24 protein-coding genes are annotated in these 26,784 nt (G+C 40.0%); 10 read left to right on the top strand and 14 right to left on the bottom strand.

Annotated elements, in window-relative coordinates:
• Window positions 1-8 precede the first annotated feature (8 nt).
• From L3V38_RS06795 to L3V38_RS06775, 5 genes are all read right to left on the bottom strand, one after another.
• Complete coding sequence (locus L3V38_RS06795) at window positions 9-1,007, bottom strand: hypothetical protein (protein WP_237118855.1); 999 nt, start codon at window positions 1,005-1,007, stop codon at window positions 9-11.
• A gap of 40 nt (window positions 1,008-1,047) precedes the next feature.
• Entirely contained in the window at window positions 1,048-1,560 is a 513-nt protein-coding gene (locus L3V38_RS06790) for an Ig-like domain-containing protein (protein ID WP_130152102.1), read from the bottom strand.
• Between the two features lie 10 nt (window positions 1,561-1,570).
• Window positions 1,571-3,163 (bottom strand): DUF4331 domain-containing protein, encoded by a 1,593-nt coding sequence (locus L3V38_RS06785; RefSeq protein WP_130152101.1) that lies wholly within the window; start codon window positions 3,161-3,163, stop codon window positions 1,571-1,573.
• Between the two features lie 124 nt (window positions 3,164-3,287).
• Entirely contained in the window at window positions 3,288-3,977 is a 690-nt protein-coding gene (locus L3V38_RS06780; protein ID WP_130152100.1) for an anti-sigma factor, read from the bottom strand.
• Window positions 3,974-4,504, bottom strand: a complete 531-nt coding sequence (locus L3V38_RS06775) for a sigma-70 family RNA polymerase sigma factor (protein WP_062567927.1) — start codon at window positions 4,502-4,504, stop codon at window positions 3,974-3,976. The genes L3V38_RS06780 and L3V38_RS06775 overlap by 4 nt, the downstream gene beginning before the upstream one ends.
• Window positions 4,505-4,847: 343 nt before the next feature.
• On the opposite strand from L3V38_RS06775, the gene L3V38_RS06770 reads away from it, so the two are divergent.
• Window positions 4,848-6,470, top strand: a complete 1,623-nt coding sequence (locus L3V38_RS06770) for a diacylglycerol kinase family protein (RefSeq protein WP_237118854.1) — start codon at window positions 4,848-4,850, stop codon at window positions 6,468-6,470.
• Between the two features lie 2 nt (window positions 6,471-6,472).
• On the opposite strand, the gene L3V38_RS06765 is transcribed toward L3V38_RS06770, so the two are convergent.
• Window positions 6,473-6,739 (bottom strand): VF530 family protein, encoded by a 267-nt coding sequence (locus L3V38_RS06765; RefSeq protein WP_237118853.1) that lies wholly within the window; start codon window positions 6,737-6,739, stop codon window positions 6,473-6,475.
• Between the two features lie 67 nt (window positions 6,740-6,806).
• The gene (locus L3V38_RS06760; RefSeq protein ID WP_130152097.1) at window positions 6,807-7,076 is read right to left on the bottom strand and encodes a DUF1496 domain-containing protein; all 270 of its coding nucleotides are present in this window, start codon (window positions 7,074-7,076) and stop codon (window positions 6,807-6,809) included.
• Between the two features lie 121 nt (window positions 7,077-7,197).
• On the opposite strand from L3V38_RS06760, the gene L3V38_RS06755 reads away from it, so the two are divergent.
• Entirely contained in the window at window positions 7,198-7,428 is a 231-nt protein-coding gene (locus tag L3V38_RS06755; protein ID WP_130152096.1) for a TIGR02647 family protein, read from the top strand.
• 66 nt (window positions 7,429-7,494) lie between these two features.
• On the opposite strand, the gene maiA is transcribed toward L3V38_RS06755, so the two are convergent.
• Entirely contained in the window at window positions 7,495-8,124 is a 630-nt protein-coding gene (maiA, locus tag L3V38_RS06750; RefSeq protein WP_237118852.1) for a maleylacetoacetate isomerase, read from the bottom strand.
• Entirely contained in the window at window positions 8,124-9,428 is a 1,305-nt protein-coding gene (gene hmgA / locus L3V38_RS06745) for a homogentisate 1,2-dioxygenase (protein ID WP_237118851.1), read from the bottom strand. The genes maiA and hmgA overlap by 1 nt, the downstream gene beginning before the upstream one ends.
• Before the next feature lie 103 nt (window positions 9,429-9,531).
• Here hmgA and L3V38_RS06740 point away from each other — a divergent pair, with 103 nt between their 5' ends.
• The 5 genes from L3V38_RS06740 to L3V38_RS06720 all read left to right on the top strand — a co-directional run bounded on the left by L3V38_RS06740 (window position 9,532) and on the right by L3V38_RS06720 (window position 14,456).
• Window positions 9,532-9,987, top strand: coding sequence for a MarR family winged helix-turn-helix transcriptional regulator (locus L3V38_RS06740; protein WP_237118850.1), 456 nt, complete (start codon window positions 9,532-9,534; stop codon window positions 9,985-9,987).
• A gap of 94 nt (window positions 9,988-10,081) precedes the next feature.
• Complete coding sequence (locus tag L3V38_RS06735) at window positions 10,082-10,894, top strand: hypothetical protein (RefSeq protein ID WP_130152092.1); 813 nt, start codon at window positions 10,082-10,084, stop codon at window positions 10,892-10,894.
• On the top strand, window positions 10,894-11,934 hold the full coding sequence (locus tag L3V38_RS06730; RefSeq protein ID WP_237118849.1) for an extracellular solute-binding protein: 1,041 nt from the start codon (window positions 10,894-10,896) through the stop codon (window positions 11,932-11,934). The genes L3V38_RS06735 and L3V38_RS06730 overlap by 1 nt, the downstream gene beginning before the upstream one ends.
• Window positions 11,934-13,433: an iron ABC transporter permease gene (locus tag L3V38_RS06725; RefSeq protein WP_130152090.1), complete on the top strand. Its 1,500-nt coding sequence runs from the start codon at window positions 11,934-11,936 to the stop codon at window positions 13,431-13,433. The genes L3V38_RS06730 and L3V38_RS06725 overlap by 1 nt, the downstream gene beginning before the upstream one ends.
• A 12-nt stretch (window positions 13,434-13,445) precedes the next feature.
• On the top strand, window positions 13,446-14,456 hold the full coding sequence (locus L3V38_RS06720) for an ABC transporter ATP-binding protein (RefSeq protein ID WP_237118848.1): 1,011 nt from the start codon (window positions 13,446-13,448) through the stop codon (window positions 14,454-14,456).
• A 50-nt stretch (window positions 14,457-14,506) separates the two neighbouring features.
• Here the strand turns inward: L3V38_RS06720 and L3V38_RS06715 are convergent, their stop codons facing one another.
• The 3 genes from L3V38_RS06715 to L3V38_RS06705 all read right to left on the bottom strand — a co-directional run bounded on the left by L3V38_RS06715 (window position 14,507) and on the right by L3V38_RS06705 (window position 21,828).
• On the bottom strand, window positions 14,507-17,596 hold the full coding sequence (locus L3V38_RS06715) for a TonB-dependent receptor (RefSeq protein ID WP_237118847.1): 3,090 nt from the start codon (window positions 17,594-17,596) through the stop codon (window positions 14,507-14,509).
• Window positions 17,597-17,725: 129 nt separating this feature from the next.
• The gene (locus L3V38_RS06710; protein ID WP_235377378.1) at window positions 17,726-20,932 is read right to left on the bottom strand and encodes a TonB-dependent receptor; all 3,207 of its coding nucleotides are present in this window, start codon (window positions 20,930-20,932) and stop codon (window positions 17,726-17,728) included.
• Between the two features lie 32 nt (window positions 20,933-20,964).
• Complete coding sequence (locus L3V38_RS06705; protein ID WP_237118846.1) at window positions 20,965-21,828, bottom strand: S1/P1 nuclease; 864 nt, start codon at window positions 21,826-21,828, stop codon at window positions 20,965-20,967.
• A gap of 217 nt (window positions 21,829-22,045) precedes the next feature.
• On the opposite strand from L3V38_RS06705, the gene L3V38_RS06700 reads away from it, so the two are divergent.
• A complete protein-coding gene (locus L3V38_RS06700; protein ID WP_237118845.1) occupies window positions 22,046-22,948 on the top strand; it encodes a hypothetical protein in 903 nt (300 codons plus the stop codon).
• A 139-nt stretch (window positions 22,949-23,087) separates the two neighbouring features.
• Window positions 23,088-23,882: a hypothetical protein gene (locus tag L3V38_RS06695; RefSeq protein WP_237118844.1), complete on the top strand. Its 795-nt coding sequence runs from the start codon at window positions 23,088-23,090 to the stop codon at window positions 23,880-23,882.
• A 22-nt stretch (window positions 23,883-23,904) separates the two neighbouring features.
• On the opposite strand, the gene ushA is transcribed toward L3V38_RS06695, so the two are convergent.
• Complete coding sequence (gene ushA, locus L3V38_RS06690; RefSeq protein WP_237118843.1) at window positions 23,905-25,512, bottom strand: bifunctional UDP-sugar hydrolase/5'-nucleotidase UshA; 1,608 nt, start codon at window positions 25,510-25,512, stop codon at window positions 23,905-23,907.
• Window positions 25,513-25,587: 75 nt separating this feature from the next.
• Window positions 25,588-25,785, bottom strand: coding sequence for a hypothetical protein (locus L3V38_RS06685; protein WP_237118842.1), 198 nt, complete (start codon window positions 25,783-25,785; stop codon window positions 25,588-25,590).
• 241 nt (window positions 25,786-26,026) lie between these two features.
• Between L3V38_RS06685 and L3V38_RS06680 the strand changes: the two genes are divergently transcribed.
• A complete protein-coding gene (locus tag L3V38_RS06680; RefSeq protein WP_237118841.1) occupies window positions 26,027-26,770 on the top strand; it encodes a peptidylprolyl isomerase in 744 nt (247 codons plus the stop codon).
• The last annotated feature ends 14 nt before the right edge of the window (window positions 26,771-26,784 follow it).

Below are 26,784 nucleotides of genomic sequence, written 5' to 3'. Positions count from 1 at the left end.
GTAATTTCCTAGTTGTTCTTGGTCGCTAATTCGAGCAGGCGTTTATCGCTCTCTAACTTAGCATGCTGCCAGTTAACGTTTGCCCAATAAGTGGCTTTTGTAGGATCATGATTTATCATTAAATAATACCAAGCTAGGTCACTGGCATGGTAGGTGTCTTGTCTCAATTCTCGTAGTGTTACTCGCTTTTTCAGCAGTGTTTGCCACTTACTTGATTGGCTGTCTTCTTTATTTAGTTCTGCTTGTGCCAAGCGAAGTAATAAAGCATCTTCTAGGTTGCTTTCATCTGCTGTAAGTTTTGAAAGTGTCACGAGCACTTTTTCGTTATTACCAAGTGCTAATTGCGCATTTGCCCACAACACAACTAAGCTGACAGGTGCTTTGGCTAAGTCAACTTCATTTAAATACTGTAAGGTTTGCTCTGGCATGTTTAATCGATAAGCCATTTCTGCAAGAACATGGCGTGTATTCATGCTTATGTTTCGTTCTTTGATAATTTTTTTTAAGCCTTCATAGCTTTTTGCCAAATCACCCATTTGGCTTTTAACATCAAGTGAGCAGGTTGAAATTGTCTCAATACTGGCTTTACCCATCAGCGATAAACAACTTGAATTTGCTGCTGCAAATTGGCCTTGTACTTTAAGAATATTTGCTTTTAGTAAAATTGAATTCACATGGCTAGGGTCGTTTTTCAATAAATCATTCAGTACCGCCAAAGCAAGTTCGAACTTGTGCTCGCGTTGCAGCAGGCGTGCATAATAGTAGTGGATATCAGGGTCATCAGTTTCGCGAATTTTTTCTGATAAGTAATTTTTTAACAGGCCTTGGTTTGATTCTGTTTTACCAGCCCATTGATTCTGCTCAAATAACGTTGCCAATTCGTATTTTGTTAATGTGGCAGGTAAAGGACTTCTTGAACTTGCTATTACATCTTGGTCGTTTGGTATATATGGCTCTGCTTGCAATAGCGTTGTTGTAAATAGTAGGAAGAAAGAAAATAATTTCATGATTTATCCTTATAAAGGCCATCCATGGCCAAGTTTGCAATTAATTTCCACTAACCAGATCATCAAAGTTTGCCTCTGCGCCTGTATTTGTAAATACACGACCGTTTAGGCTCAATGGTTTATCTGATGCACTCTGACTAAATGCAGCACGGCCAATTGTTGCGAAGTCAACTTGCAACGCCTCAATGGTGATACTCACAGTGGCTGTTGCTTGACTGTTTTTACTATCAGTCACAGCAAAATCAAAACTGTCAGAGCCTGTTGTTTCTGGATTTGGCGTATACGTATAACTGCCATCAGCATTAACAACAACATCACCTAAGCTCGGTTCAGACACTAAACTGTAAGTGAGTGCATCCCCGTCAGGGTCAGACCCTTTTAGCATATCTTCAATAGCAACTTCTGTTTGTGTTGTTACCATTGCATCAATTGCACTGGGTGCATTGTTTACAGGTGTCGGTTTCATTTTGTCATCATTATCACTACCGCCACAGCCTGCGAGTACGCCTGCAAAAACGCTAAGGAGTAAGGTAGAACGATTGAATTTACACATAATTGCCTCCTTACTTAGACCCAGCAATTGGCGTTGCAAGATAAGGGAAACTAGCATCCATCATACTTGCATCCAATGGTGCACCATCTGTGAATGGAACAGTACCTACACTCGCATCATCTGATGTGCATAAGCCTAAGTCTGTGTCAGTGCCGTTGACAGGGATTGGATAACACAAACGACCCATTACAACACGAAGCGCAATATCAACAACATCATCACCCGGACGACGACCGTTAGGGAAGCCAGCTAAATCATCACCTGCTACGCCAAATGCGGATTGTTCAGACTGCGCTGTTGCAGCAATAGCGGTATTTAAACGTAGCATTTCTGATGGTGTTACAGTTGCAAGCTGGTTTACACCTGGGAAACCAGTTAAAAACGCAGTTACCAAGTCAACACGAGGGAAGTTGGTTGGTGCAAGAGTTTCGATATTCGTACCTAAGGTAGTATTTACAGCATCTTTAAATAAGATGTTAAGTAGCTCGGGTAGTGAAGGGTGTGTTACATAATCAGCGAACTGACCATCATCAGCAGGAGCAGATGTAGAGAAAGTGTCTTTATCCTTAAGGCCAATGACAAGCTCGTTTACAAGTGGGTTACCAAGGCGAGACACTTGTGTTAAGGCACCCCCGTTCACAGCATTTTTAGCAAATGACGCATTCGGGTTTAAAATGCGTGCTTGAGGTAAACTTGCCGTTGTCCAGCTACCAATTGTGCCGTTACCTTCACCGGTGACACATGCTTTGGGTACTTCAACTGCAATTGCAGTGACATTTTTCATTGCTAAATCATCATTGTCTGCAGATTGCGTAATACCTCCCGGAAAGCCATTACCGTCACCTGCTCCAGGGGCACTGTCGCCTTCAACTGGTACATAATTAACTAAATCAAAGGTTTTACCAAGGTTAACAACAAATGGGTCTTTACGCTGGCCTACAAATACTTTACCCATACCGCTACATCCTGGAATCGCAACAGTGTAGATATACTGGTTTGCATATTCTTTATAAGCAGACATCGATGAAAATGTTTTGTTACCGATGTAATCAAGTGGTTTGTAAAACTCATTACTGCTGTTCATGGTATTGGTCAGCATTGCTTTAGTGCCGGTACGTTGTGGGCCTGAAATAACACTAACTGTATATGATTCACTAAAATTTACTGCAGCGTCATTTCCAGCTGCGACACCACCTACGTTTTTAAGAGGTACTGCCACGGTTCTTTGGTTGCCTTCTGGTCCCACTGTGAGTGCAACTCCCATATTGTCATTAGGGAGCATGCTTTTGAAATTAAAAGCAAAAGTCATATCTTCTATGGCATCACCGTCATTATCGATATGAATGCTGTAAGTTGCATCAGGATCCATAGCGAAATAATTAGGGCCGCCATATGCATCCTGAAGTGGGATATAGTTAGCGATAAAGGTGACATAGTCGCCACGACCTTCTTCGTAGCTATTAAACGCGTAAAAGTCAGTTGAATCTAATGTCGGGAAGCGCGCGATGTTTGGCGCTTCACGATGACTTGAAGCTTCAGTTGGAGAGCTGAATAGGGTACTACATACTACAATTGCAATAAGAGATGGAGTTACGTTCTTCATGACTTTATCCTTAGTTTTTTAAATTAAGTCATAGTGAATACGTATTAGTAATTTAACTGGATGCAATAATTTTAAAGTTTTTTAACAAAAATATAAAAAGCCGTGCTTAGCACGGCTTATTAGTCTAAAGAACAACTAGCTCTGTGGTGTAAAGAACCTCAGTTGGTGAGCCATTTGGGGAGCCCCCTAATGGTTCAAGGCTGACTGCAAGTAAGCTTATGTCATCCGCATTAAAGCGGGCATCCTTAGGTAGTTCTATTCTTCCTGACTTTGGTAATAGGCCAAGGGAGATAGGCGCTTCTTGCCCTTTTATTATCATCCAAAGTTCATAATCCTTATCGGTGCGAGGAATTAACGCGGCAGATGCTTTCACTGATAAGTTATTTTGTTGAACATCAATAAACCATAAAGGTGTTTGCTCTTGGTTTTTGAATAATGCGATTTGTTGTGCTTGAGATTTTGCAGACTCATGAGGCTGCCAAATGATCAGAGCAAGCACAATACATGCAGCAGTTGCTATTAATGACCATGCTTGGAGTATCGATGAATTCGATTTTTTTGCTTTGCTGTGAATAGGAATAACATCTGGGTCGACACGACTAACTATTTTTTCCCATACATGATCATCAGGAGGGATAGACTCAATGGAACTTGCTAAGTTGTTAAGATGCTGTTCCCACATCCATGTTGCTTCTCTGGCACGAGTTGATGTTAGCATTAATCTGGCAAACCTATCACGGGCAGGGCCTCTTAAAGTGCCAAGCACATATTCAGCGGCTAACATATCAATAAGTGTTTGGTTTTCATAATTCATAATGTTAAGCACCTTTGTAGCTGTTGTAACCCGCGTCTGATCCAGCTTTTAACCGTACCTAGAGGAGACGATATATGATCAACAAGTTCATGATGAGTCAAACCCTTATAATAAGCTAAGTGAATAACTTGTCTTTGTTGTGGATCAAGTTGTTCAATACAGTCTACTAATTTTGAGTCATCCTCATAGGACACCTGTATGGAGGTCAGATCTTCTTGCTCTTGCTCATCAGTTAAACTTTGCTCTTTACGTACTTTTTTATGACGTAACAGATCTAAGCAGCGATACCTCACGATACTTATCATCCAAGACATTACAGCACCTTTAGATACCTGATAGTCACTGGCGTTATGCCATATTTTAACAAAAGCATCTTGTAAAACTTCTTCAGCTTGAGCTCGATTACCCAGCATTTTTACGCTGATAGCAAATAACTTTGCACTGGTTGACTGGTACAAATCAGCAAAAGCGCGTTTATCACCTTTTGCTGTTGCACTGAGCAGTGCTAATAGTTGATCATTGTCCATAAAGTTCCTGTTGTTCTTGTTGTATTTAGTTAACGGTTAACTCATCTTTTTAGATGCAAAAAAACATTACTTTTAGAGAAAAGACTGTAATTAAATGATAAAACCACACCTTTTCTATTAGTTAGCCTAGCATGGATGTCCAACTTGGCAACTTTAGCTCATTTATTTTCATGCACTTATGTAAGTTATTCATAATTTTGTGAAAATATGACCTAAACTATAAGATAGATTTATTTTAAATTATTAAGTCACTGTTTTTATTAGCTCTAATTATGAGTGTTTAAGTAAATTACTGGTTTGAAACTTGCTTTTAATTAATAAATTAGAAAAACAAGGAGTGATTATGTGGGCTGCTATAAGTTATTTGGCGCTGGGAATTGCATTTATAATTGCAGGGTTGAGCGTTAAGGCTATTTATTTTGCGTTATTTTTTTACTGGACTGCTTTATCTTTACTTCTCGTAAGCGGTGCTTATTTCTTTAACTTGGCACGTATATTTCGTAAGCGTGAAAATGGCGTTATTCCCATTTATATCCGCTGGGCATTTATCCCTTTTCTGATGGGTGCACAACTATACAATGCTTGGTCTCGCAAAAATGACAAAGTTCCGCCATTACAGCAAATTGACGAGCAGTTATTTTTAGCATGCCGTTTATTCCCCTCTGACATAGACACTATGAAAGAGATGGGCATAACAGCTATTTTAGATGTTACATGTGAATTTGATGGGCTTGAGTGGTCATCTACTCAAGAAAATATTCGTTATTTAAATATCCCAATTTTAGATCATAGTGTGCCAACTAGGGCACAATTAAACCAAGCAATTAACTGGATCCATCATCAGGTTAAACAAGACCGCCGTGTTGTCGTTCATTGTGCTCTTGGCCGTGGACGCTCCGTTTTTGTGATGGCTGCTTATCTGTTAAGTCAAAATAAAGATGCAGATGTGCACGACATTCTATTGAAAATTAAAGAAACCCGCGAAACTGCAAATTTAAATAAGCGCCAATTGCGCCATCTAGTTCGTCGTCATCGAAATGGCGATTTATTAATTAAAAATAAAGCTGTGTTAATTGCAAACCCAGTTTCGGGCACCAAATTATGGGAATCTAAAAATAAGCAAATAACCTCACGGTTATCGCAATATTATGATCTTACTGTACATACAACCACTAAGGATACAAATGGAACAGAGCTTGCCAAAGAGGCGATAAAGTCACAACCTGATGTAATCATTGCATGTGGTGGCGATGGAACTGTGACAGAGGTTGCCACAGTATTAGTTAATACAGATTGTAAACTAGGTATCATCCCGCTTGGCACAGCAAATGCGCTTGCCCATGTTTTAATGGGAATTAAGTCAAAAATTATTCCCGTTGAGCAAGCCTGCGAATTAATCATAGAAGGACAGGCGACGCGCATTGATACAGCGCTTTGTAATGGCGAAAGAATGTTACTTTTAGCCGGTGTAGGGTTCGAGCAACAAATGATTGAAAAAGCGCACCGTGAAGCCAAGAATGAATCTGGTCAACTTGCGTACTTGCAAGGCTTTTGGCAGGCGTTGGGTGAGCATGAGGCACAGGACTATACAGTGACAATCGACAGTAATGAGCCGCAAGTGATTAATACCACAAGTTTGATTGTGGCAAATGCAGCACCTTTTACTACTTTGTTGGCTCAGTCAGCGGGTCAGCCTGATCATCAAGATGGTCTATTAGATGTGAATTGGTTAACACCTAATACAGATTCAAAAGCAAGTACCTTGAGTATTGCCGAATTGGTTTTCTCGAGTATTACGCAAACAAGTTTCGCGATTGACAGCCATCACACAAATGCAAGGGAAGTGACTATAAGTGCGGATGAACCGCTGAGTTATGTGATAGACGGGGAAGTTAAAACGGCCGATAAGCTGGTGGTTGAAGTATCACCGAAATCACTTTCGGTGATAACCTCAGAGCAGGCTTAACGCTACTTTTTTATACTTTTCCATTGGAACGGTGCGTCGTCATCGTTAGAGGTATTAGAAAAGGTATCAATGTATAATTGCTCTACCTTTTCGCGTGCCCAAGGTGTTTTGCGTAAAAACTTGAGGCTTGATTTAACACTCGGATCATTTTGAAAACAGCGCACATCAATTTGCGCCGCCAAACCATCCCAACCAAGCTTTTCTTGCAGCTTAGTTACGATATCAGCGAGTTTAACACCATGTAGAGGATTGTTAGGTTGATTGTCCATGACTCTTCTTTATAACTTTAAACCAGTGCATTCTAACTTATAACCGCTACCTTTGCTATTTGCAGATTTAGTTAACACGAATAGTTTTGGCTGGGCGTGGTCTCATAATGTTGCCATCTTTATCAATTCTTAACCAAGATAACTCGCTGTTGTTAAAGTGTGTATGCTTTGCCGCACAAACGAGCTCGCTTTGACCTATCTGAATAATTGCACCTTCAGTGTAGCGTTTGTTGTCATACCAACACAGCTTTGATTGGTCATATATATCTTGAGAATCAAATACAACAACAGGCTTATCTCTTGCGATTGAGCTCACTGAAAATAAAATACTAAACATTAAAAACGTATGCTTTAATAGACTCAAAATGTACCTCTGTGTATGCAGTTTTATATAACTACACTAAGCTTAATCCTTGTTACTATAAAAATACACATATCTATAATAAAAAGGAGAACACATGCAATTTGATACTAATATGCTTGATGAGTTAACGCTTCTTGCAAAGTTTCCGCGTGATTCACAAATGCAGGGTATTAAAATCCACTCAGATGCAGATACTTCAATAAGGGATGCTGCAAAGCGCCTTTATGATAAAGGCATTACTGATAGTCCAGATGGTGGCTATTTAACGGATTTAGGACTGGATTTGATCAAGCATGTAAGCGTTATTAATTCAGCGCTCAGTTAGAAAAGATAAAATTTAAAAGGCCCGATATTAACGGGCCTTTACTTTGTTCCTTGCAAGTTAGTTTAATTAAACTGCATCAGGTTGATTCTGCGGCGCAGCATCAATAAAAGCATCAAGCTTATTACATTGCTCGTAGACAGCTGCAATCTTTGGGTATTTAGTCATATCGACCTTAAAGCGCAGTGCATTAAATACTTGCGGTACAAGGCACACATCAGCAAGCGTTGGCTTGTTGCCAATACAAAAAGTGTTCGCTTCATCAAGTAGCTTTTCGATGCTTTGAAAACCAACTTCTACCCAATGCTTATACCAGGTTGTTTTTGCCTCTTCGTCAACACCAAGATCGTTAGCTAAATACTTTAATACGCGCAAATTATCAATAGGGTGGATATCACACGCCACGGCATAACATAAATTGCGGATCTGAGCTTTTTGCCATGCATCACCAGTCAAAAGCGGTGTGTCTGGGTGCGTTTCTTCAAGCCACTCTAAAATAGCCAGAGACTGAGCAAGTACACCCTGCTCAGTTTCAAGTGCAGGTAATAAACCCTGTGGGTTTTTTGCTAGGTACTCGTCACTTTGTTGCTCTGATTTTAATAAGTTAACTGTCACCAGCTCGTGATCAATGTTCTTCAAATTAAGGGCAATGCGCACTCGGTATGCAGCAGATGAACGAAAATAGCTATAAAGTTTCATTATGCGTCCTGTTTACCAGTGAAATGTTTTTTAATAGTACGCCAACAGTCTGTGTAATTAGGCTGACGCTCTTTACCTTCAAGGGCATATTTTGTTGGTGAAATAACGTAACGTGATTCGAACATAAATGCCAAGGTATTTTCGTAGCGTTGTGGTTGAAGATCAGCATTTGAGGCTTTTTCAAATACATCAGCTTCTGGACCATGTGGCGACATACAATTATGTAAACTTGAGCCACCTGGCACAAAACCATGCTCTTTTGCATCATACACACCTTCGATTAAGCCCATAAATTCACTCATAATATTACGGTGATAATAAGGTGGGCGGAATGTATTCTCTGCAACCATCCAACGAGGTGGGAAAATAGCAAAGTCGATATTAGCAACCCCCTCAGTCCCCGATGGTGATGTCAATACGGTGAAGATTGATGGATCTGGGTGGTCATAACTTACCGTATTCATAACATTGAATCGGGCAAGATCATATTTGTAAGGTGCACTATTACCCGTCCAAGCAACCACATCCAAAGGAGAATGGCCGATATCACAACGGAACATATTGCCATTAAATTTAGCAACTAGTTCGAAATCACCTTCAATGTCTTCATAGGCCGCAACAGGGTAGTGGAAGTCACGGTCATTAGCATAACCATTAGCACCCACTGGGCCGCGCTCTGGTAAAATATAGGCATGGCCATAGTTTTCACAAATATAGCCACGGGCTGTATCTGTTAATAAATCAACTGCAAATTTAATCCCTCGAGGAATAACTGCAATTTCACCTGCACGAATGGTCAGTTTACCGCACTCGGTTCTCAGCAATAGCTCACCGTCTTGCGGCACAAACAACATTTCACCATCTGCATTATAAAAGTAACGGTTTTGCATTGATTTATTGGCTACATAAATATGAATACCAATACCTGTTTGTGCATTGGCACTGCCGTTGGCAGCCATGGTGACTAAACCATCAATAAAATCAGTTGGCTTTTCAGGTATTTCAATTGGATCCCAACGTAGCATTGTCGGTGGCGTTGGTACTTCTGTGATAGGTGCGGTGCGAATAAGGCCATTATCAATTGGTGTATAATCACCTTGTACAACTGAAGGGCGAATACGGTAAAACCATGTTCGGCGGTTATCAGCACGAGGCGCTGTAAATGCCGTTGTACTGAACTGCTCAGCATATAAATCGTATTTTACTTTTTGTGGGCTGAATTGACCGATAGGTAATGCACCGGGTAATGCTTCGGTTTCAAATTCATTACCAAAGCCTGTCATATATTGTAATTCGTTATTCATCACTAGACTCCTGAAAGGTTTTAGGTAAGATACTCTCATGTGAGAGTAAATTCAAACCACGCTGAATTTCATTATGTAAACATTCTTTGACAGTAGTGAAGCCATGACAACAGATAAACAGCCAACACTCGATTTACAAAAATTCTTACCTTACTCACTGACTAATATAGCTGTGCAAATGAGTGATCAGTTTAGTGAACTATATCAACAACAATTTGATTTAACGGTGCCGCAATGGCGCGTTATTGCCAATCTTGCTCAATATGGTCAGTGTAGTTCAAAAGCTTTGTGTGATATGGCACAAATGGATAAATCGACTGTATCCCGTGCAGTAAAGTCACTATTAGCAAGAGAGCTCTTAACGGCGAAGCCAGACCCGATAGATAAACGTGCAAACCTGCTTATGTTGTCTAAAAAAGGGGTCTGTTTACATGAACAAATTGTACCCGAAGCAATTGCATGGCAAGCACATTTAGTTAGTGGCTTAGATAATCATGAATTAACACAATTTTTTAACATTCTTACTAAGCTTTCCAATCACTTAAATAAAAATGTGTAAATCTGTAATCAGTGCTTTATAGCAATTGATTTAGGCAATCTATACGTATATGATAATGGCTATCATTTACAATTAGAAACTTGGATGTCTCCCTATGAAATTAGCGTTAAACACCGTGAAAACGCTAGGCCTTAGCCTAGTATTAGCATCTACTTTTATTGCCCAACCTGTATTGGCAAATGGCCCAATTGGTGAGCACGTTAATCATCTAAAAGAAAATTTAAAAGATTATTCTGAGGACGTAGAGTGGATGATCGGCAAAGTAGACACTTTGGTAACCGATTACGAAACAAAAGGTGCAAAAGCGGTAAAAAGCGATGACCTACTCGAATATTGGGAATCGGTGAAGTTTCACAGTGCGATAGAAACAAACTACGTACCGGTTTATGCATCAATTTGGCAGAGTATCTATGGCATTAAAATGGCCATTGATGATAAAAAGCCAGCAAGCGAAGTACGCACGCACCAAAAGGCCTTGAATGCTGCCTTGTGGCAAGGTTTAGGAGCTGTTAAACTGGCTGCCGACTTCCAGCAAAAAGGTTTATTAAAAGCTGTAAAAGCAACGGCTTCTGAAACAATGACGCAAAGTGCAACAATTGATGAAATTAAACACAAGTTAGATCGTGTTGTTGCAAAATATGCAGAGCGTTTAAGCGAAGAAGCAACACAGATTGTACACGATACTTACCTTCACTTATTCGAAGGGGTTGAAGGTACACTGATTGAAAAAGATGCGAAGTTAGTAGAAGTTCTCGAAAAAGATTTTAACGTAACCCTGCCAAAAGCTATTTCAGATAAAGGGTCTGTTGACCAAGTACGTGCAGTGGTTGTTGATATGCAAGAAAAACTAGATCGCGCTAAGGTGTTACTAGAAGAAGCCGAAAAAGCACGTAAGGATGTATTTTAGTGAAGCGTAGGACCTTTATTCAAGGCCTGGCTGCGTTTGGGGTAGTGGGCGCAATGCCGCTACCTCTATCACAGGCCTTTGCAGCGACTGTTGCAAGCCCAATTTCAGTGAAAGACTTACCAGCCCTTGAGGGTGATTTAACATTATATTTAGGCCGCGGCGAAGGCGGTTTGTATGAAAATGTACTGCAATCAATCCAAAAGAAAAACCCAAAACTTAATTTATCGATTCGACGTGGGCCTACTGCAGCATTAGCTAATATGATTGTTGCGGAAGCAAAAGCGGGTGTAAAACGTGCTGATTTATTTTGGGCCGTTGATTCTGGTGCAATTGGCTTAGTTACAGACGCAGGTCTGGCTAAACCTTTACCAAGTGATTTAGAAACACAGTTACAACCACAGTTTCGCTATCCTGGTTGGGCTCCAGTGACAGGTCGCATTCGTACATTACCTTATAACACTAAGCGCCTTAGCAAAGATCAGATCCCAGATAGTATTATGGCGATTGCAGATAGCGATTTATCAATCGGCTGGGCACCGGCTTATGCGTCATTTCAATCGTTTGTAACAGCAATGCGTATTCTTGAAGGTGAAGATAAAACAGCGAAATGGCTTAAGAAAGTTCAAAAACGCTCAAAAACCTATGCGGGTGAGCTTGGTGTAGTGATGGCGGTTGAACGTGGCGAAGTTGATATTGGTTTTGCAAATCATTATTACACATTACGTCTTAAGTCAGGTAAACCAGATGCTAACCTTGACCTTGCGTTCACTAATCAAGATGCCGGTTGTTTAGTAAATGCGTCAGGTGTATTATCGCTGACCGACAATCCTAATGCTATGAATTTCATGCGTTACTTGTTAAGTGAAGAAGTACAAAGTTACTTAGCGCGTGAAGCCTATGAAATTCCACTGATCCAAGGTATTGAACAACCAGCTGGTTTACCAGCATTAACGGATATTTCACCGCCGAAAATCGATTTAACTCAATTGGCAGATTTAAGGCCAACACTCGACCTTATGCGCAGTAGCGGTGTTTTATAATGCGCATACCTGCTTCTTATCCCATGGCGCTGCTTGCAGCGCTTTTGGCGTTAGTGCCAGTTTATATTCTGATCACATTAGCCAGTGATGCGACGGCTGTTTTTGATAGTCATAATTTAAAAATTCTTGGTAACACCTTATCGCTTATGGTGTTAACTGTATTAGGCTCTATTTTAATTGGCGTGCCTCTGGCGTTTATTAGTGCCTATGTACAACTTCCTTTTAAAAAGCTTTGGTTAGTGTTATTTGCAGCTCCACTTGCAATTCCAAGCTATATTGGTGCGTTTACACTCTATGCGGCATTTGGCCCAGGTGGTGAAATAAACCAGCTGTTAGGGTTTGAAACTCCAGCTATGTATGGCTTACCTGGTGCTGCCATTGTAATGACTTTGTATACTTTTCCGTTTGTTATGCTGACAACACGTTCTTCTTTACTTAGCCTCGATGCGAGTATGGTAAATGCTGCGCGTACTTTAGGTATGTCGATGAGCATGAGTGTGTTTAAAGTTATTCTTCCGCGTGTAGTTAATGGGATTGCCGCTGGCTCATTACTGGTTGCCCTTTACACACTATCAGATTTTGGTACGCCGGCGATGATGCGCTTAGATACCTTCACCCGTGTTATCTATGTGGAATACAATGCATTTGGTTTAAGTCGTGCTGCGATGTTATCGCTGCAGTTAATGGTGATAGTTGGCTTTTTATTGTTCATCGAATCACAAATTAAAACCACGTCAGAGCGTCATGGTCGAGCTCTGATGTTATTTCCAACAAATGCGCAAAAACTGGCAATGCTAGTAACATTTTTGCCAGTATTGTTATTGGCAATATGTTTACCACTGGCAATTTTTACCCTATGGCTTGCCCGTGACGGAATTGCTGATTTTGATTTCAGCATTGCTTGGAATTCGGCTTATGCTTCTGGGATTGCTGCAATTGCAGCTGTGGTTGTTGCTGTGCCAGTTGCTCATGCCGCACTAAGCGGTAAAGTAGGGCGCTTTATGGAACGAGTAACCTATTTTGGTTTTGGTATTCCAGGTATCGTAATGGGAACTGCCCTAGTTTATGGTGGCTTACAATTACCGCTTTTATATCAAACATTGGCATTATTGGTCATCGCTTATGTACTGCGGTTTTTACCGCTTGCTGTTGGTTCTGTGCGTACTAGTACTGAACACTTAGATTCAAGCTTAATCAAATCAGCGCGCGTACTAGGTGCAAGTCCACGGGAAGCATTTATGCGTATCACCTTGCCTTTAACACTGCGCGGTATTATTGCTGGTGCGGCTTTGGTATTTTTAGAATCAATGCGTGAGCTTGAAGCGACACTTTTATTAGGCCCGACAGGGTTTGAAACCCTTTCAACGTATTTATGGCGTGTTTATGAAGCCGGCTATTTTGGCCGTGCTGCAATACCTGGCTTATTGTTGGTAGTGATATCAGCTTGTGGCTTGGCTATAATGCTCTCTGGTGAAAAGCGCAGTCAATTAGAACATTAAGGATCAGTATAAATGCTATCAGTTAGTAAGCTGTCTATCGATTATGGTAGCAATCGTGTGGTGAGTGATCTTAATTTATCACTTGGAAAGAGTGAGATCCTTATGCTAGTTGGTCCAACTGGCTGTGGTAAAAGTACAATTTTGCAAGCTCTGGCAGGGCTTATTCCTATCAGCGAAGGTGAAATTAATTTAGGCACATGGCGAGCTACTCCAAAGCTCAAAGTGCCGCCTGAGAAACGCAAAGTAGGTATGGTTTTTCAAGACTTTGCGTTATTCCCGCATTTAACGGTGCAACAGAACATATGCTTTAGGTTGACCGATACATCCAAAGCAGATCATTGGATAAAGTTACTGGGTCTTGAGGCGTTTCGTAATAAGAAGCCTGCAACACTATCAGGTGGCCAAAAGCAACGTGTCGCCCTTGCGCGTACATTGGCTCATGAACCTGATTTTGTACTGCTTGATGAGCCCTTATCTAATCTTGATGCAGCGCTTAAAGATACTTTACGATGGGATATTCGTAATGCATTAAAAGATGCTGGCGTCCCTGCTATATGGGTCACTCATGACCAAGAAGAAGCCCTATCCATTGGTGACCGTGTTGGTGTACTAAAAGAGGGGGTAATTCAGCAAATCGATACCCCTGAGCGTTGTTTTAGCTTACCAACAAACCGCTTTGTGGCTCGTTTTTTAGGTGAAGCGAGTTTCATAGCAGGTCAATGTGAAGGTGATATAGCTACTACAGACTTAGGTAATGCCCCTGCAATTAAAGTTGACCACAATGCCGCCGCAGTTGATGTGCTATTGCGACCTGATGATGTTCATTTAATTCAAAATGCACAATCGTCAAATGGTGTGGTTACATGGGTGCGCTACGAAGGTGGTAGCCGTTTATGTGCTGTAGAACTTGCCTGCAAAACAACAGTTACAAGCCGTGTAAGCCATGAAGTCGTTGTGCGGCCGAATGACCACGTACATGTATCAATTAACACAACCCATCCGCTGGCCGTATATTCGCGCTAACTAATAAAAAGCCCGCCTAATTAGGCGGGCTTATAATTTGCTTTTAACTATTAGAAGCTATAACGAACCCCGATACGCATCTCCCATAAAGAAGGTTCAGTTTGTACACTCGTACCAGCAGGGTTGTTGAAAGAGCTATAAACGTACTGACCATCAACAATGTCAGCTGTTACTGCACTTTGCAACGAACTACCTGATTTTAAAACACCCCAATCATCGTTTAACAGATTACCGATGTTTTTAATTACGAAATAAGCAGAGCCTTTTTGATCAGGCGTGAAGCCCATGAACTCTTGCTCAACTTTTAGATCGAATGTAACCCACCAGTCGCCATCAATATTATTACGTTTTTGGATCTCACCTCGTTTTAAGCCTTCACTTTCAATCCAGTTATTAAAGGCGGTTTGATCGAAGTCAGGTCCATAAACAACTGCTGCATCATCAACTTCTGGTACATATAAAAGTTGGCGACTCGCATCATTAAAGCCTAAACCACCTGAATCTCTATCAAAGGTATACGAGTATGGATTAGTCTGTTGTGCTTGACCAAATAGGTTGAACTTAGTTTCGTAGCCATCAAAAATTTCATGGCTATAACCTAAAGATAATGTAAAGCGATGAGGTATCTCATAATTAGAAGTTGTAACACCTGGGTTCTCTGAATCAGATACCGCAATAAAGTGGTAATTAGAGAATGCTACAGAGCTTGTCATTGGGCTCACATCTTTAGCCACGGTATAAGCATAAGAAAGCGCTAAATCTATGCCATTATCAAATGCTTTATTCATCGATAAAGAAAGTACATGTGAATAAGCATCGCTGCCTTCTACGTTTGTCAGCATAAAGTCAGATACACGTGGGTGTAAAACATCGTTGTAAACAGGGCGGCCATCTGGCGCTGTGTCTGTTTGTACGTTGGCGATGTTGCGAATGATTGCTGAGTCTTGTTTATCTGTGTAGAGATAATCAACATTGAACACATAATCATTGCTGGTGATGTAAGTACCACCTAAAGAGAACTTCCATTCTGAAGGAATTTCAAAGTCAGGGTCTGTCACATTTGCGCTTGCATCTGCACCACCTTGTCCAACCTCGTCATAGAGTGATTGAGGAATGTCATAACCTGGCATACCGCCACCATTAAATGCAATGGCATCATCACCAAGAATTTGTAAACCTCTTTGGTCAATCTGAATATTTCGTACACCGTCATTAGAGTAGCTGTTCGAAACCCAAACATTTGGATTACCACCAGAATATAGACCAAAACCACCACGTAACTCTAATTGATCGTTATAAATCCAGTTGATGCCTAAACGCGGTTGAAGAAGGTCAATACCATCGAGGTTTTGGCTATTTGAAAAGCCATATCTGTCTTCAAAGTTTTGGTTATGGGTTGGTTTATCGCTGCTTGTATACCAATCATAACGTAGACCCGCTGTAATCGTGATATCGTAGTCAATTAGCTCAAACTTATCTTGAAAGTAAACGGTGTTTAAAGCGTAAGCAAATTCGCCTGCTGCATCGTCTGGATTTTGTGATGATGCGTTGCCATAGTAAACACGCGCAATACCATTTTCAAAATCTTCTATTGAACTAAAGCGGTATTCGCCTTCTGTGTGCTGAACAAATAAGTTGTATACATCCAGTTCTTCACGCTCATATCCAAATGATAATTCATGATCTTCTAAATAGTATGTGCCACCTAATTTAAGTGATAGGTTGTCATAGTTTAGGATATTTGATTGGCGAGAATCATCAGGACCAATATAAACATCAATATCACCAGTGTCGATACGGAATTCACCAAAACCAGATGCAGCATCTAATGATTGTTGGCGGTTATCGAGTTTTGAATAACCCACTCTTACTTCTGTTGAAAAATTATCTGTCCAATCAGAGTAAACAGAGGCAACATAAGATTCTAATTTAGCGCCACGCTCATAGAAGTGGTTTGAAAGAGCTATTTCGTTAGAATCAGCATCAGATTGAGCTAGAGAGAAGCCATCATTGTAGTTATACACTAGGCTTGCACGGTGGGCATCGTTAATGTTCCAATCAAGCTTCACTAAAATCTTTTCGTCTTCGACAGGTAGGCTCGGAATCATGCTGCCTGGGTCGTAGTTATAGTTATCTTTGGAGATTTGTGTAATACGGTCGATCGTTGCTTGATCAATACGGTTGTCAGCAAATGGAATATAATCAAAGATTTGCGCGCCTTCTAGTTTCTCATAAGAGGTAAAAAAGAATAGCTTATCTTCAATTAAAGGTAGACCTAGGTTAAAACCATAACGTTTCTCAGTGTAGTTTCCTGTATCAAGCTTTTTACCTTCGATAGAGTCGCCTGACATTGAGTCATTAGTATAGTCGTAAAATAAACCACCATGAATTTCATTGGTACCTGATTTTGTTACCGCATTAATATTACATGATGTAAAACCACCGTATTGCACGTCGAATGGCGCAAGTTCAACAGCCACTTGGTCTATAGAATCGAATGAAAATGGCATGCGTTCGGTAGGGTAGCCACTCGAATTTAAACCAAAGTTATCATTCATGCGCACACCATCAACAGTCAAGCTGTTGAAACGTGGATTACCGCCGCCACAATTAATTGAGTTTGCATTTGTTTCATCAATAAAGATGCGAGGGTCGGCGCGAATAATGTCTTTCAAATCACGGTTTATTGCAGGGCGAGACTCTAGATCTTCAAGTGAGAAATGACTTGCAGGACCTGTGCTGCCAGTTTGTGCGCTTATCGGTGCGCCAGATACCACGATTTGTTCCATTTGCTGTGTTTGTAAACTAACAGTCACAGGGTAATCTTGACCTAAAGTCAAATAAATACCATCAAGTTGTTGATCTTCATATTGATCAGAATCGACGATAATTTTGTAAGGGCCACCGACGCGAAGGCCTTGGCTTGAAAAATTACCTTCATTTGTTACCGTCGTTTTTTTAACTGAGCCTGAAGGGATATGGATTATTGTTATTTGTGTGCCAGCAGCAGGGTTGCCATTCGGGCCTGTAACTTGTCCTTTGATAGAAGAGGAGGTTTCATTGGCCATTGCAGCATGGCTGAACGTTAAACAAGTCGCAACAGCGATTGCCAGTGTACTTTTATTAAATGTTGATTTCATGAGGTTTCCCGTTATTAAATTATGATACTTACTGGGTGTAAGTACCTTTCCTTTTTTAAAATCAATGTGTGTCATTTTTATTACAGATATAAAAAAGCCCGTAATTAAACGGGCTTTAAACAGTATAGATTAGAACTTGTAACTAATACCAATTTTAGCTTGCCATGCAGAAGCACTTTGGTCGATTAGTGTGTAATTTCTTACATCGGCACCATTGTACGCTTCATCAATTATATAGCGGCCTTGGTCATCTAAACCACCAAAGTCATAAACTGATTGGTCTTGATAGCTAAGGCGTTTTTCAATGCCCCAGTCGCTATTAAGTAAGTTAGCAAAGTTATCAATCATGAAATACACTTCACCGCTATGACCTTTAGCGAAACCTGGGATTTCTTGCTTAACGCTGATATCCATAGTTGTTACCCAAGGCATAGTACCTGTATTACGGTCTAAGATTTCACCACGCTCAGAAATACCCGCTCTATCAAGTAGTGCTTCAAGCTCACCCCAAGTAAGTTGCGATTCATCCCAGTTTACATTCGGGTCATCTGCACCAGTTGGAATATAAGCTAAGTATGCAGAGCTTGAGTAGAAGTCACGCGAGTCGCCTAGCGCACCGTCTTGGTATGAAGCCATTGTGTGACTGTAAGGGCGACCTGAACGACGCTCAAAGTAAAGGTCAAACTTAGTGTTATAGCCTTTAAAGAATTCAGTGTGGTAGCTGATATTCACTTTGAAGCTATGTTCTACTTCATAGGCACCACGCTGTGCTAAGTCTTGGTTACGGTTTTTAGTAACACTGTGCTGGTAGTTACTTTGCGCTTGTGAAGATGAACCTGAAGACGCTTCAGTGATATCTTGGTGTGCATAGCTTGCTGAGATGTATAAACCGTTATCCCATTCTTTTGCAAGTGCTGTTGAGAAGATAACTGAACGGCCATCATCAGATGAATTTGTTAGCATGATATCGAAGTTATCAGCTAAATCACCTGAGTAGATGCTTTCTTGGATTAAACGCTCGCCATCAGCCGCAACGCCCACAGGTACGATAGCCGTGTTGTGCCAAATTGCTTCGTTTTCTTTCTTGTGGTAAGCGATTTCAGCTTGCCATTTGAAACCATTACCAAGTAATTCAGAGTCAAAGTCATACTCGAAACCAATTTGGCTACGGATGCTTGAAGGTAATTTAAAGTCAGGGTCAATGTAGTTTGTGCTACCCGCACCTTTTACCAGTGAATCTTGAATTGCACCTGGTACAGATGTGATATCTGCAGGGTTATTTGCGTAGTAATCATTAATAACTGATTGTGGTGCATCAACAAGTGTAATACCGTCTTTTTGGTACGAGTTGTTGTACCAAACGTTAGGAATACCACCTTGGAAACGACCTACACCACCACTGATTGTTAGGTTTTCTGTTGCGTAATATTTAAACCCAACACGTGGTAGGATGATATCGACGCCATCAAGATTCTCTTGATTTGAAAAACCGTAAGTCTCTAGGAAGTTTTCATTTAGAGTTGGCTTGTCGTCAGATGCTAAACGCTCATAACGAATACCGGCATTTACTTCTAAATCGTCACCAATATAAAAAGTATCTTCTAGGTAGATTGCTAATTGGCTACGCGTTGCATCATATGCTGTGTCTGCAGCATTGTTTGTATAAGCATTTGCGTAAGAGAAGTCATAAGTACCATTAAAGTTACCCACTTCACGGTTTGCAAAACCAGCCAGACTATCAAACTCCCATGAACCTAATGAATTTGCAGCAAATAGGTTATACAGATTGAGTGATTCATACTGAATACCAAAGTTAAGCTCATGCTCATCAAGAAGGTAAGTACCATCAAATGTTAATGTTAGGTTTTCAGTTGAAGACTCATTCGCGTGGCGGTATTGGTCTGTACCAAACTCATACGCTGGACCACGGTAGTATTCTTCAACTTTTACGCTACCAATATTCGAGTTTGTTAAGCTGTTTGAACTGACATCTTTATACGCGATACCAATCTCTGATGAGAAAACATCGCTCCAATCTGAGTAAAGTTTTGTCGAAAAATTGTTGAATTTAGTTGCATAAGTATAACGGCTTGAAGCAAGTAATACTGTGTCACCGCCAGTGCCGAAGTTGCGCTCTTCTTGATCGTCTTGCCACTGATATGTGAAATCTAGACGATGTGCATCGCTGATGTTCCAGCTTAGTTTTACAAGTAGTGATTCATTTGTATCTTCAGGATCGCCACCTAAAGAGTCTTGGAAACCATATACATTGTCTAATACAGATAAGAAGTTATTTAGTTGCTCTTCTGTTACATCGTATTCGTTCGTTGCACCAGAGCCCTCAAAACCATAATCTAAATCAAGTTCGCTCTTCCAGCTGTTGTAGTTAACAAAATAGAAAAGCGTGTCTTTGATTAATGGACCGCCCACGTTAAAACCAAAACGTTCTTCAGTTTGAATTGGTTCTACTTTGTTAATTTCAAATGTTTTATGGCCATCTTCGTCTAAAACAGGGCGACCATCAGCATAAACTTCAGAAATGCTATCTACATCACCTGCCATATCAGGTGTTGACGTTTCGTAGAAACCTGAGAACTTAAACTCATTTGTACCAGATTTTGTTACGGCATTAATTGTACCACCACCAAAGTTACCTTTTGATGCTGAGAAAGGTGATACATCAACAGAAATTTGCTCAATTGCATCAAGTGCAACTGGTGGTTGAGCAGTAGGGTAGCCGCCGTAGTTTAAACCGAAGTCATCGTTTTGGCCGATACCATCAACAGTCAGGCTGTTTGTACGAGGGTTGTTACCTGCAAATGTAAGCTCACCACTACCATTGATATTTGCAAGTGGGTTTAATCGCGCTACATCTTTAATGTCTTTGTTAAAGCTTGGCATATTGTTGATTGTGTCTTCACCGAAAACACTGCTTGAACCGCCAGACTGTTGAACAATTTTATAGCCAGAAACTTCAATTTTTTCCATTGCTAGCGAGTTTAATTGTTCTTGTAAGCGGTAAGTATCACCAAGTTCTAAGTAGATATTCTCTACCATGCTGTCACTGTGTGTATCTGAGTCGATAAATACAGTGTATGGGCCACCAACACGTAGACCATTGGCGATGAAAGTACCGCTTTCATTTGTAGTTAACTCACTGACTGTGCCAGTTGGTTGGTGAATAACCTTTATTTTAACATTTGCAGCTGCTTCACCAGAAGGTGTTGTGATTTTACCTCTCATTGAAGATGAGGTATCTGCAGCCATAGCACTTGTTGAAACACCAAGAGCTAATATAACTGCTCCGGTTAATTTCGAAAGGCGTAACTTATTCATTATGTTATTTCCCGTGTTAGAGGTTTGTTGGTTTATAGTTCACTGTTAGCTGGCATCTTAAGTGCCTTTACTAACGGTTTTGCTGATTTATCAAATAATGAGTTTAATAAACCGGCTAATCTAATCCCGCCTTGTTGTAGACGAGTTTTTACAATTGGTAAATTTTTATAGATATAACTGTAACTTACATTTGTTTCATTTTCTTTATAGAGTGAATTAGCAATGTTGTTTGATTCAATCAACCAATCACTTGGCGAACTTGCAAGGTAATCTGAGATTAATGTTTGGTTTGATGTATCAACGAACTTGGCAAACTCTGTGTAAGATAAGTTTTCGTTTTCTATTAATTTAGTGTCCCAAAGGCTGTGTAAGTTAGTATCTTGCCCAAAGAATGTGACAGAAATGCGATTGCCACCGCGGTCTTCGCTGTGACCTGCATGGAAAGGTTGATGGCTATCACCAACAAGGTGTACTAAAAAGCGTAATGCGAATTGCTTTTCAGCTAATGATGCTTTTTCGTTTTTTAATACTGAAATTGAATATTCGATACCTTCTAGGATATCTGCGACTGTTTCTTTGTTGTGATGAGAGTGTGCATCATAACTTGGTTTTGCATCATCTTTAGAAAAGTTTATGTAGTGCCAGCGCGATGACTTTTTTTGCCAGAATTCTTCTGGTGCAGAGCGCATTTCATCAGCCCATGTAGCTATTTGAGGGAGCGATTCACCATCTAGTAAGGGAACTAAAGCGTCTCGTGTGGTGTCGGTAATATGCATTGCTGCTAATTCACCAACAATTCGATGACCATTTTGACCCCAAGCATGTGCAGGGGCGGCGGATAAAGCAGAAATTACTGGTGTAGTTAACAGCAACATCTTCATTGTTTTTAGTAACATCGGTTGAGCGTCCAAAGTGAATGTTTGCTTAATCAAATTTTCTGGTTCCAATTCTCCTGAATTTTGAGATAAATAGAAAGGACTCAATAAGATTCATAATTTCTTGTTCATAAAGTAATAAAATCATTACCTTACAGTGTTTAAGTAAAATTACTTGTTGTAATAAGTAAGAATAATTGTTCAAATAGAGGCTAGCACGAGCAAGTGGTTAGTAAAATTGAGTTTAAGAACTATATTAATAAAAAAATCATCGATTGTTACATTTTTGTTTCTGTCTATTGTTTTGTTTTTCTGCATTGGTTTCATACAGGGAAGAGCAGTTGCACCTGACTTAAAATCGTTTATTGAAACCTCGTTTACCTGCAGTACAAAGTCAGACAGCAACTTAAATGATTTGGTCGTTTATGTATCTGGAAAAACACTCGCTGAAGATGTAGCAACATCCTTGTGTGATGATTTAACTATTAGTAAACAGTATGGAAAAGTTACGTCTTACTGGGGCTATAAGACATCGGATTCTATCGAGTTTTTAGGCAAAGGGATTGCAGACTTAATCCTCGCCAAAGAGAATTTAATTGACGCATTCATGGCACAATCCACTTATAACTATCAAGCTGTTGTCGGTTTTCCTGATTACACCGCTTACCTTATTTCAAGTAAAGAAAAGCCACGAATTGAAAAGTCGTACTTTTTAGACAAACGTATTGGGTTACTGGATTATCCAACAAGCCGTTCAGGCCACATATTACCCAAACAACTTTTTAAAACATTAGATATAAATTTAGAAAACTTAAATATTACTTATGCGAGTTCTCATACAGAGTTAAGGGAATTACTCGCCAGTGGTAAAGTTGACTTAATTTCATCCTATTGGCAAGACAGTGATCAAGCTAGTTTTTCAGTTAACTATATAACACCGATAAGAGATAACATTAGTGGCAGCCGCTGGTATTTAAAAATGCAAGATGAAAACACTGACCTTTTATGTGCTGTTCAGGCACGCCTCACGGATTTAGCTCGCAATCAAAGTTCTCACTACTTTAATCATGTTGAATCATTTTGGGATTGTAAAAGCGATGCAAATAAGCACTCAGTAGAGGTCATCAATGCTTCTAAATAAAGATAAGCTTTTTAATACAATCGTGTTTTTGTTTACAACTGCACTCTTAGTTGCAAGCTTCTATAGTGCAAAATTTTACAAAATGCAGATGAATAATGAATTGTCTGTTGCAAAGGTGCAAAGCAGGATTGCGTTGGACTTGAACTACTTAAACTTACCCGATGATTTTTTGAAGCATTCAGGCAGTAAAGAAATGGTTTCAAATTACATTACTCAGCTAAATGCTCGAATTAATCAATCAGGGATAGCAGTTTATTCTATAGAGGGAATTTCAAATTCAACAGTGCAAGGGGCGCATTTATCAACTCAATTACAAACCCCGAACAAAAGTGTGTCGATTACTTTTACTTTTAACAATAGTCTATTAGTAAAGTCTGATATTGCCGTTTTAATTTTTGTGATTCTAATAGCGTCATTATTTACATATTTAGTTAGCCAGAGCAGGCAGTCATCTTATAGTGCAATTGAAGCGACAGCTGATGATGAACCTATACTTGCTGAAGCACCTAAACTTGTTGTCGATTTAAACACGAAAACATTTTCATCAAGCGCACTTGAAGAAAAGTCAGTTGCGCTAGCGAATAAGCCATTGTGCTTTTATTTAGCATTGGTTGAGTTTTGTATTCAATATCCAGATGTTGTGCTTAATCAAAATAAAGATGTGCCAGATGAGTTGTTAAACCTTGCTAATAAATATTTTTATCGTTTAGTAGAGCTTGGTCATACAATCAGAAAGCGCCCGAACTTTACCAATAGTCTTGAGAAAACCTTAAGTGAAATTAGGGCTGCATTGGATGAAGTTTGGCAGGATGAGCCTGAACTTAAAGAAATATATTACCCTCCTAAAGCATATGGTGAAGGTTCTCGATCTCGATTGCATCACTATGGTTTAAAAGCAATTTCCTGTGATGATATCGAAGTAATAGGGAAGTAGCATACTACTTCCCATGCTTTACTTATTCAGGTGCGTAATCAGCCGCTGTTAAAGGACTATTTTCTTCGAAGAAGCGCTTCAATGCTTGGGCATCCGTGTCATCTGTACTTACGAATCCCTGCCTATTCGTCAATGTTGGGTAACCATCGCCCCCTGATGCGTTGTAGCTATTGATACTCATACGATAAGTTTTGTCCATATCGAGTGCCTTACCATTAATTTTCACATCGTTGAGCTGCCCATCTGGCCTACTAAAACTAAGTTTATGGTACTGTAAATAAGCGCCTGAGTCGGGTGGGAATGAGGTCACAACTGACAGATAATCGAACAGTTCTTTTCCTGTTATATCAATGTAAGTAATGCGGTTTTTGAACGGGTGAACTTTCAAAATATCTTTATAGCTAACATCACCTGCTTGAATGCTATCTCGAATACCACCGCCACTGATCAAGCCAAAATCAGCTCCAACAGATTGCATTTGAGCGGCGATAATTACACGAGCTAGATTAACTTGTTCGTAGCGTGCTTTGCTGCGGTCGCCTTCAAGTTTAGCATCGACTGAGCCAATCTTGCCCGCAATCTGAGCAGCCCCTTTTTTCTGATAAACCGCAAGTACGTCTTGGACTGTCTTATCTGGTTCAATATAGTCACCAGCAAGCTGCTTATTGCCCTGTTTATTTGTGGTATACAAGTTCACAGGGATCAATTCATAATTTAGTAGAGTTAATTGCCCATTTTCTAATTTAAATTCCGCTTTACCAACATACTTACCCCACTCATGAGCTTGCATAATCCAAGTACCATTTTGTTGGTCTGGTTTACAGTCTTTACCAGGCGCAAAGCTTTTATCGGCAACGTTCGCACTTGACATACAAACGGGTTCTTGCGAATGACCACCAACAATAATATCAAGTGTACCCTTTGGGAGGTTACGTGCCATCGTTACATCTCCAGGCGCATTGATACCGAAGTTAGCGTCTACATAATGGCCCATGTGAGTTACAGCAATCGTAATATCTGGCTGATATTGGGCTTTGAGTGTCGGCGCTAAATTTGCTGTTACTTGAGTTGGATCTTTAAAATCAAGGCCACCAATGTACTGCGGGTTCCCTATTTTTGCTGTGTCAGTCGTTGTTAAACCAATTACCGCAATTTTAAGTCCATTTTTGTCAAATATTTTGTAGCCTTGATAGCGCGCTTTGCCTGTTTCTTTATCAATAATATTGGCAGATAAAAACGGAAAGTTTGACCACTTTTGTTGCTGATCAAGTACAGAGAGCGGATTATCGAACTCATGATTACCAATTGCCATTGCATCATAGCCGATGAGTGACATACCTTTGAAATCAGGTTCTGCATGTTGAAGATCAGACTCTGGAATACCTGTGTTGATGTCACCACCCGAAAGCAATAAAACAGCATGGCCTTGAGCTTTTGCTTCAGCTCTTAGCTGGTCTATCAGTGTTTTACGGGCTGCCATACCATACTCACCTTGTTCGTTATGCCAAAAACGACCGTGATTATCATTAGTATGTAGAAGAGTAAAGTACTGAGAATTGGTATCTTTTTCTTGGAAGGTGCTGCAAGCGGTTAGTGAAAACAGCAGCGACGATAAAATAATAAAACGCATAATTGTTTGCCATATTAAAGCAGTAGGTTAATTATGCGCTTAGTTTAAACGACTTAGGTTTAAATTAAATGACTTTTAATAATTTTTATTGTCATTTTCAAAATTTAACTCACCTGTCGCGGCTAATTGACGCCGTTGAAGCTCTTGCTCAGCATAGTGTGATTTTTGATGATTATTACCTACCATCCAGTTTAAAAAACTGGCCGGTAATTTATTGTAAGGCTCACCTTGGTGTAAGCCAAAATCGCAAATAGCGCTTTCTTTATTCGCCATGGTTAATTCCTATGTGTTCATTGTTGTCGTGTGAATACTAACAAACTCAGCTAATTTGATAAGACGATTTGGCTTTAATTTATCAAGTTTTTATAACATTAATGAATATACAGTGTAAACAAGTGTAATTAATATGTAATCAACTTGATTTGTTTTGTGTAACAACTTTTCCCTCTATTCAATAGCAGTTAGTTTTTATTTAACCTCATCATCTCAAAATAAAAACTATCAGGAAGAGACAATGAAAAAAAATTTGTTAGCGTCTGCATTACTCGTAATAGGTTTTCAAGCGAATGCAACCATCGTAGAAATGCAAACGAATCAAGGCACGGTTACAGTCAATCTCTATGATCAACATACCCCTGTGACCGTTGCAAACTTTTTAGAATATGTGTCAGATGGCTCATATAATGGAAGTCTTATTCATCGTTCTGTGGACGATTTTGTAGTGCAAGGCGGTGGTTTCACATTCGATACAGATTTTACAGCAATAGAAAAGAAAGCAGCCATTGCGAATGAACCAGTCCTATCTAATGTAAAAGGAACCATTGCTATGGCTAAACAAAGTGGTAATGCAAACAGTGCCACAAGCCAATGGTTTTTCAACTTAAAAGATAATAGCGCTAATTTAGACGTTCAAAACGGTGGCTTTACAGTATTTGGTGAGATCACACAAGAAAGCTTTGAGGTGCTGACTAAAATCACTGATCTTGTACATTGTGGCGAAATCCCCGTAGTTGGTTTAAACGAAGACCAATGCCCAGAAACAACCGCTGGCTTTAATGGTGAAAATTTAGTGACTATTAACAGTGTTGTGGTTATTGATGAAAATCCTGATTCATCAGCAGGTTTGTCACCAGTAGAAAATACATTAATAGACGATGATGGCAAGGGTGGAGATTCTGGTTCAAGCAGTGGCTCAATGGCTTGGTTGATGTCGATTTTGGCTGCCAGCGTTTTCTACCGTAGAAAGTTTATACAGTAGAAGGTTCATACCTT

Origin of the sequence: Pseudoalteromonas sp. L1, assembly GCF_021728095.1 — a bacterium.
Lineage (GTDB): Bacteria > Pseudomonadota > Gammaproteobacteria > Enterobacterales > Alteromonadaceae > Pseudoalteromonas.
Note: the sequence above shows the minus strand (reverse complement) of the source record. Positions and strands in the feature narration are given on the sequence as shown.

What these genes read in the sequence shown, in the direction of transcription:
- L3V38_RS06795 (WP_237118855.1), bottom strand. Translation starts at nt 1,007, where the DNA reads ATGAAATTATTTTCTTTCTTCCTACTATTTACAACAACGCTATTGCAA.
- L3V38_RS06790 (WP_130152102.1), bottom strand. Translation starts at nt 1,560, where the DNA reads ATGTGTAAATTCAATCGTTCTACCTTACTCCTTAGCGTTTTTGCAGGC.
- L3V38_RS06785 (WP_130152101.1), bottom strand. Translation starts at nt 3,163, where the DNA reads ATGAAGAACGTAACTCCATCTCTTATTGCAATTGTAGTATGTAGTACC.
- L3V38_RS06780 (WP_130152100.1), bottom strand. Translation starts at nt 3,977, where the DNA reads ATGAATTATGAAAACCAAACACTTATTGATATGTTAGCCGCTGAATAT.
- L3V38_RS06775 (WP_062567927.1), bottom strand. Translation starts at nt 4,504, where the DNA reads ATGGACAATGATCAACTATTAGCACTGCTCAGTGCAACAGCAAAAGGT.
- L3V38_RS06770 (WP_237118854.1), top strand. Translation starts at nt 4,848, where the DNA reads ATGTGGGCTGCTATAAGTTATTTGGCGCTGGGAATTGCATTTATAATT.
- L3V38_RS06765 (WP_237118853.1), bottom strand. Translation starts at nt 6,739, where the DNA reads ATGGACAATCAACCTAACAATCCTCTACATGGTGTTAAACTCGCTGAT.
- L3V38_RS06760 (WP_130152097.1), bottom strand. Translation starts at nt 7,076, where the DNA reads ATGTTTAGTATTTTATTTTCAGTGAGCTCAATCGCAAGAGATAAGCCT.
- L3V38_RS06755 (WP_130152096.1), top strand. Translation starts at nt 7,198, where the DNA reads ATGCAATTTGATACTAATATGCTTGATGAGTTAACGCTTCTTGCAAAG.
- maiA (WP_237118852.1), bottom strand. Translation starts at nt 8,124, where the DNA reads ATGAAACTTTATAGCTATTTTCGTTCATCTGCTGCATACCGAGTGCGC.
- hmgA (WP_237118851.1), bottom strand. Translation starts at nt 9,428, where the DNA reads ATGAATAACGAATTACAATATATGACAGGCTTTGGTAATGAATTTGAA.
- L3V38_RS06740 (WP_237118850.1), top strand. Translation starts at nt 9,532, where the DNA reads ATGACAACAGATAAACAGCCAACACTCGATTTACAAAAATTCTTACCT.
- L3V38_RS06735 (WP_130152092.1), top strand. Translation starts at nt 10,082, where the DNA reads ATGAAATTAGCGTTAAACACCGTGAAAACGCTAGGCCTTAGCCTAGTA.
- L3V38_RS06725 (WP_130152090.1), top strand. Translation starts at nt 11,934, where the DNA reads ATGCGCATACCTGCTTCTTATCCCATGGCGCTGCTTGCAGCGCTTTTG.
- L3V38_RS06720 (WP_237118848.1), top strand. Translation starts at nt 13,446, where the DNA reads ATGCTATCAGTTAGTAAGCTGTCTATCGATTATGGTAGCAATCGTGTG.
- L3V38_RS06715 (WP_237118847.1), bottom strand. Translation starts at nt 17,596, where the DNA reads ATGAAATCAACATTTAATAAAAGTACACTGGCAATCGCTGTTGCGACT.
- L3V38_RS06710 (WP_235377378.1), bottom strand. Translation starts at nt 20,932, where the DNA reads ATGAATAAGTTACGCCTTTCGAAATTAACCGGAGCAGTTATATTAGCT.
- L3V38_RS06705 (WP_237118846.1), bottom strand. Translation starts at nt 21,828, where the DNA reads ATGTTACTAAAAACAATGAAGATGTTGCTGTTAACTACACCAGTAATT.
- ushA (WP_237118843.1), bottom strand. Translation starts at nt 25,512, where the DNA reads ATGCGTTTTATTATTTTATCGTCGCTGCTGTTTTCACTAACCGCTTGC.
- L3V38_RS06685 (WP_237118842.1), bottom strand. Translation starts at nt 25,785, where the DNA reads ATGGCGAATAAAGAAAGCGCTATTTGCGATTTTGGCTTACACCAAGGT.
- L3V38_RS06680 (WP_237118841.1), top strand. Translation starts at nt 26,027, where the DNA reads ATGAAAAAAAATTTGTTAGCGTCTGCATTACTCGTAATAGGTTTTCAA.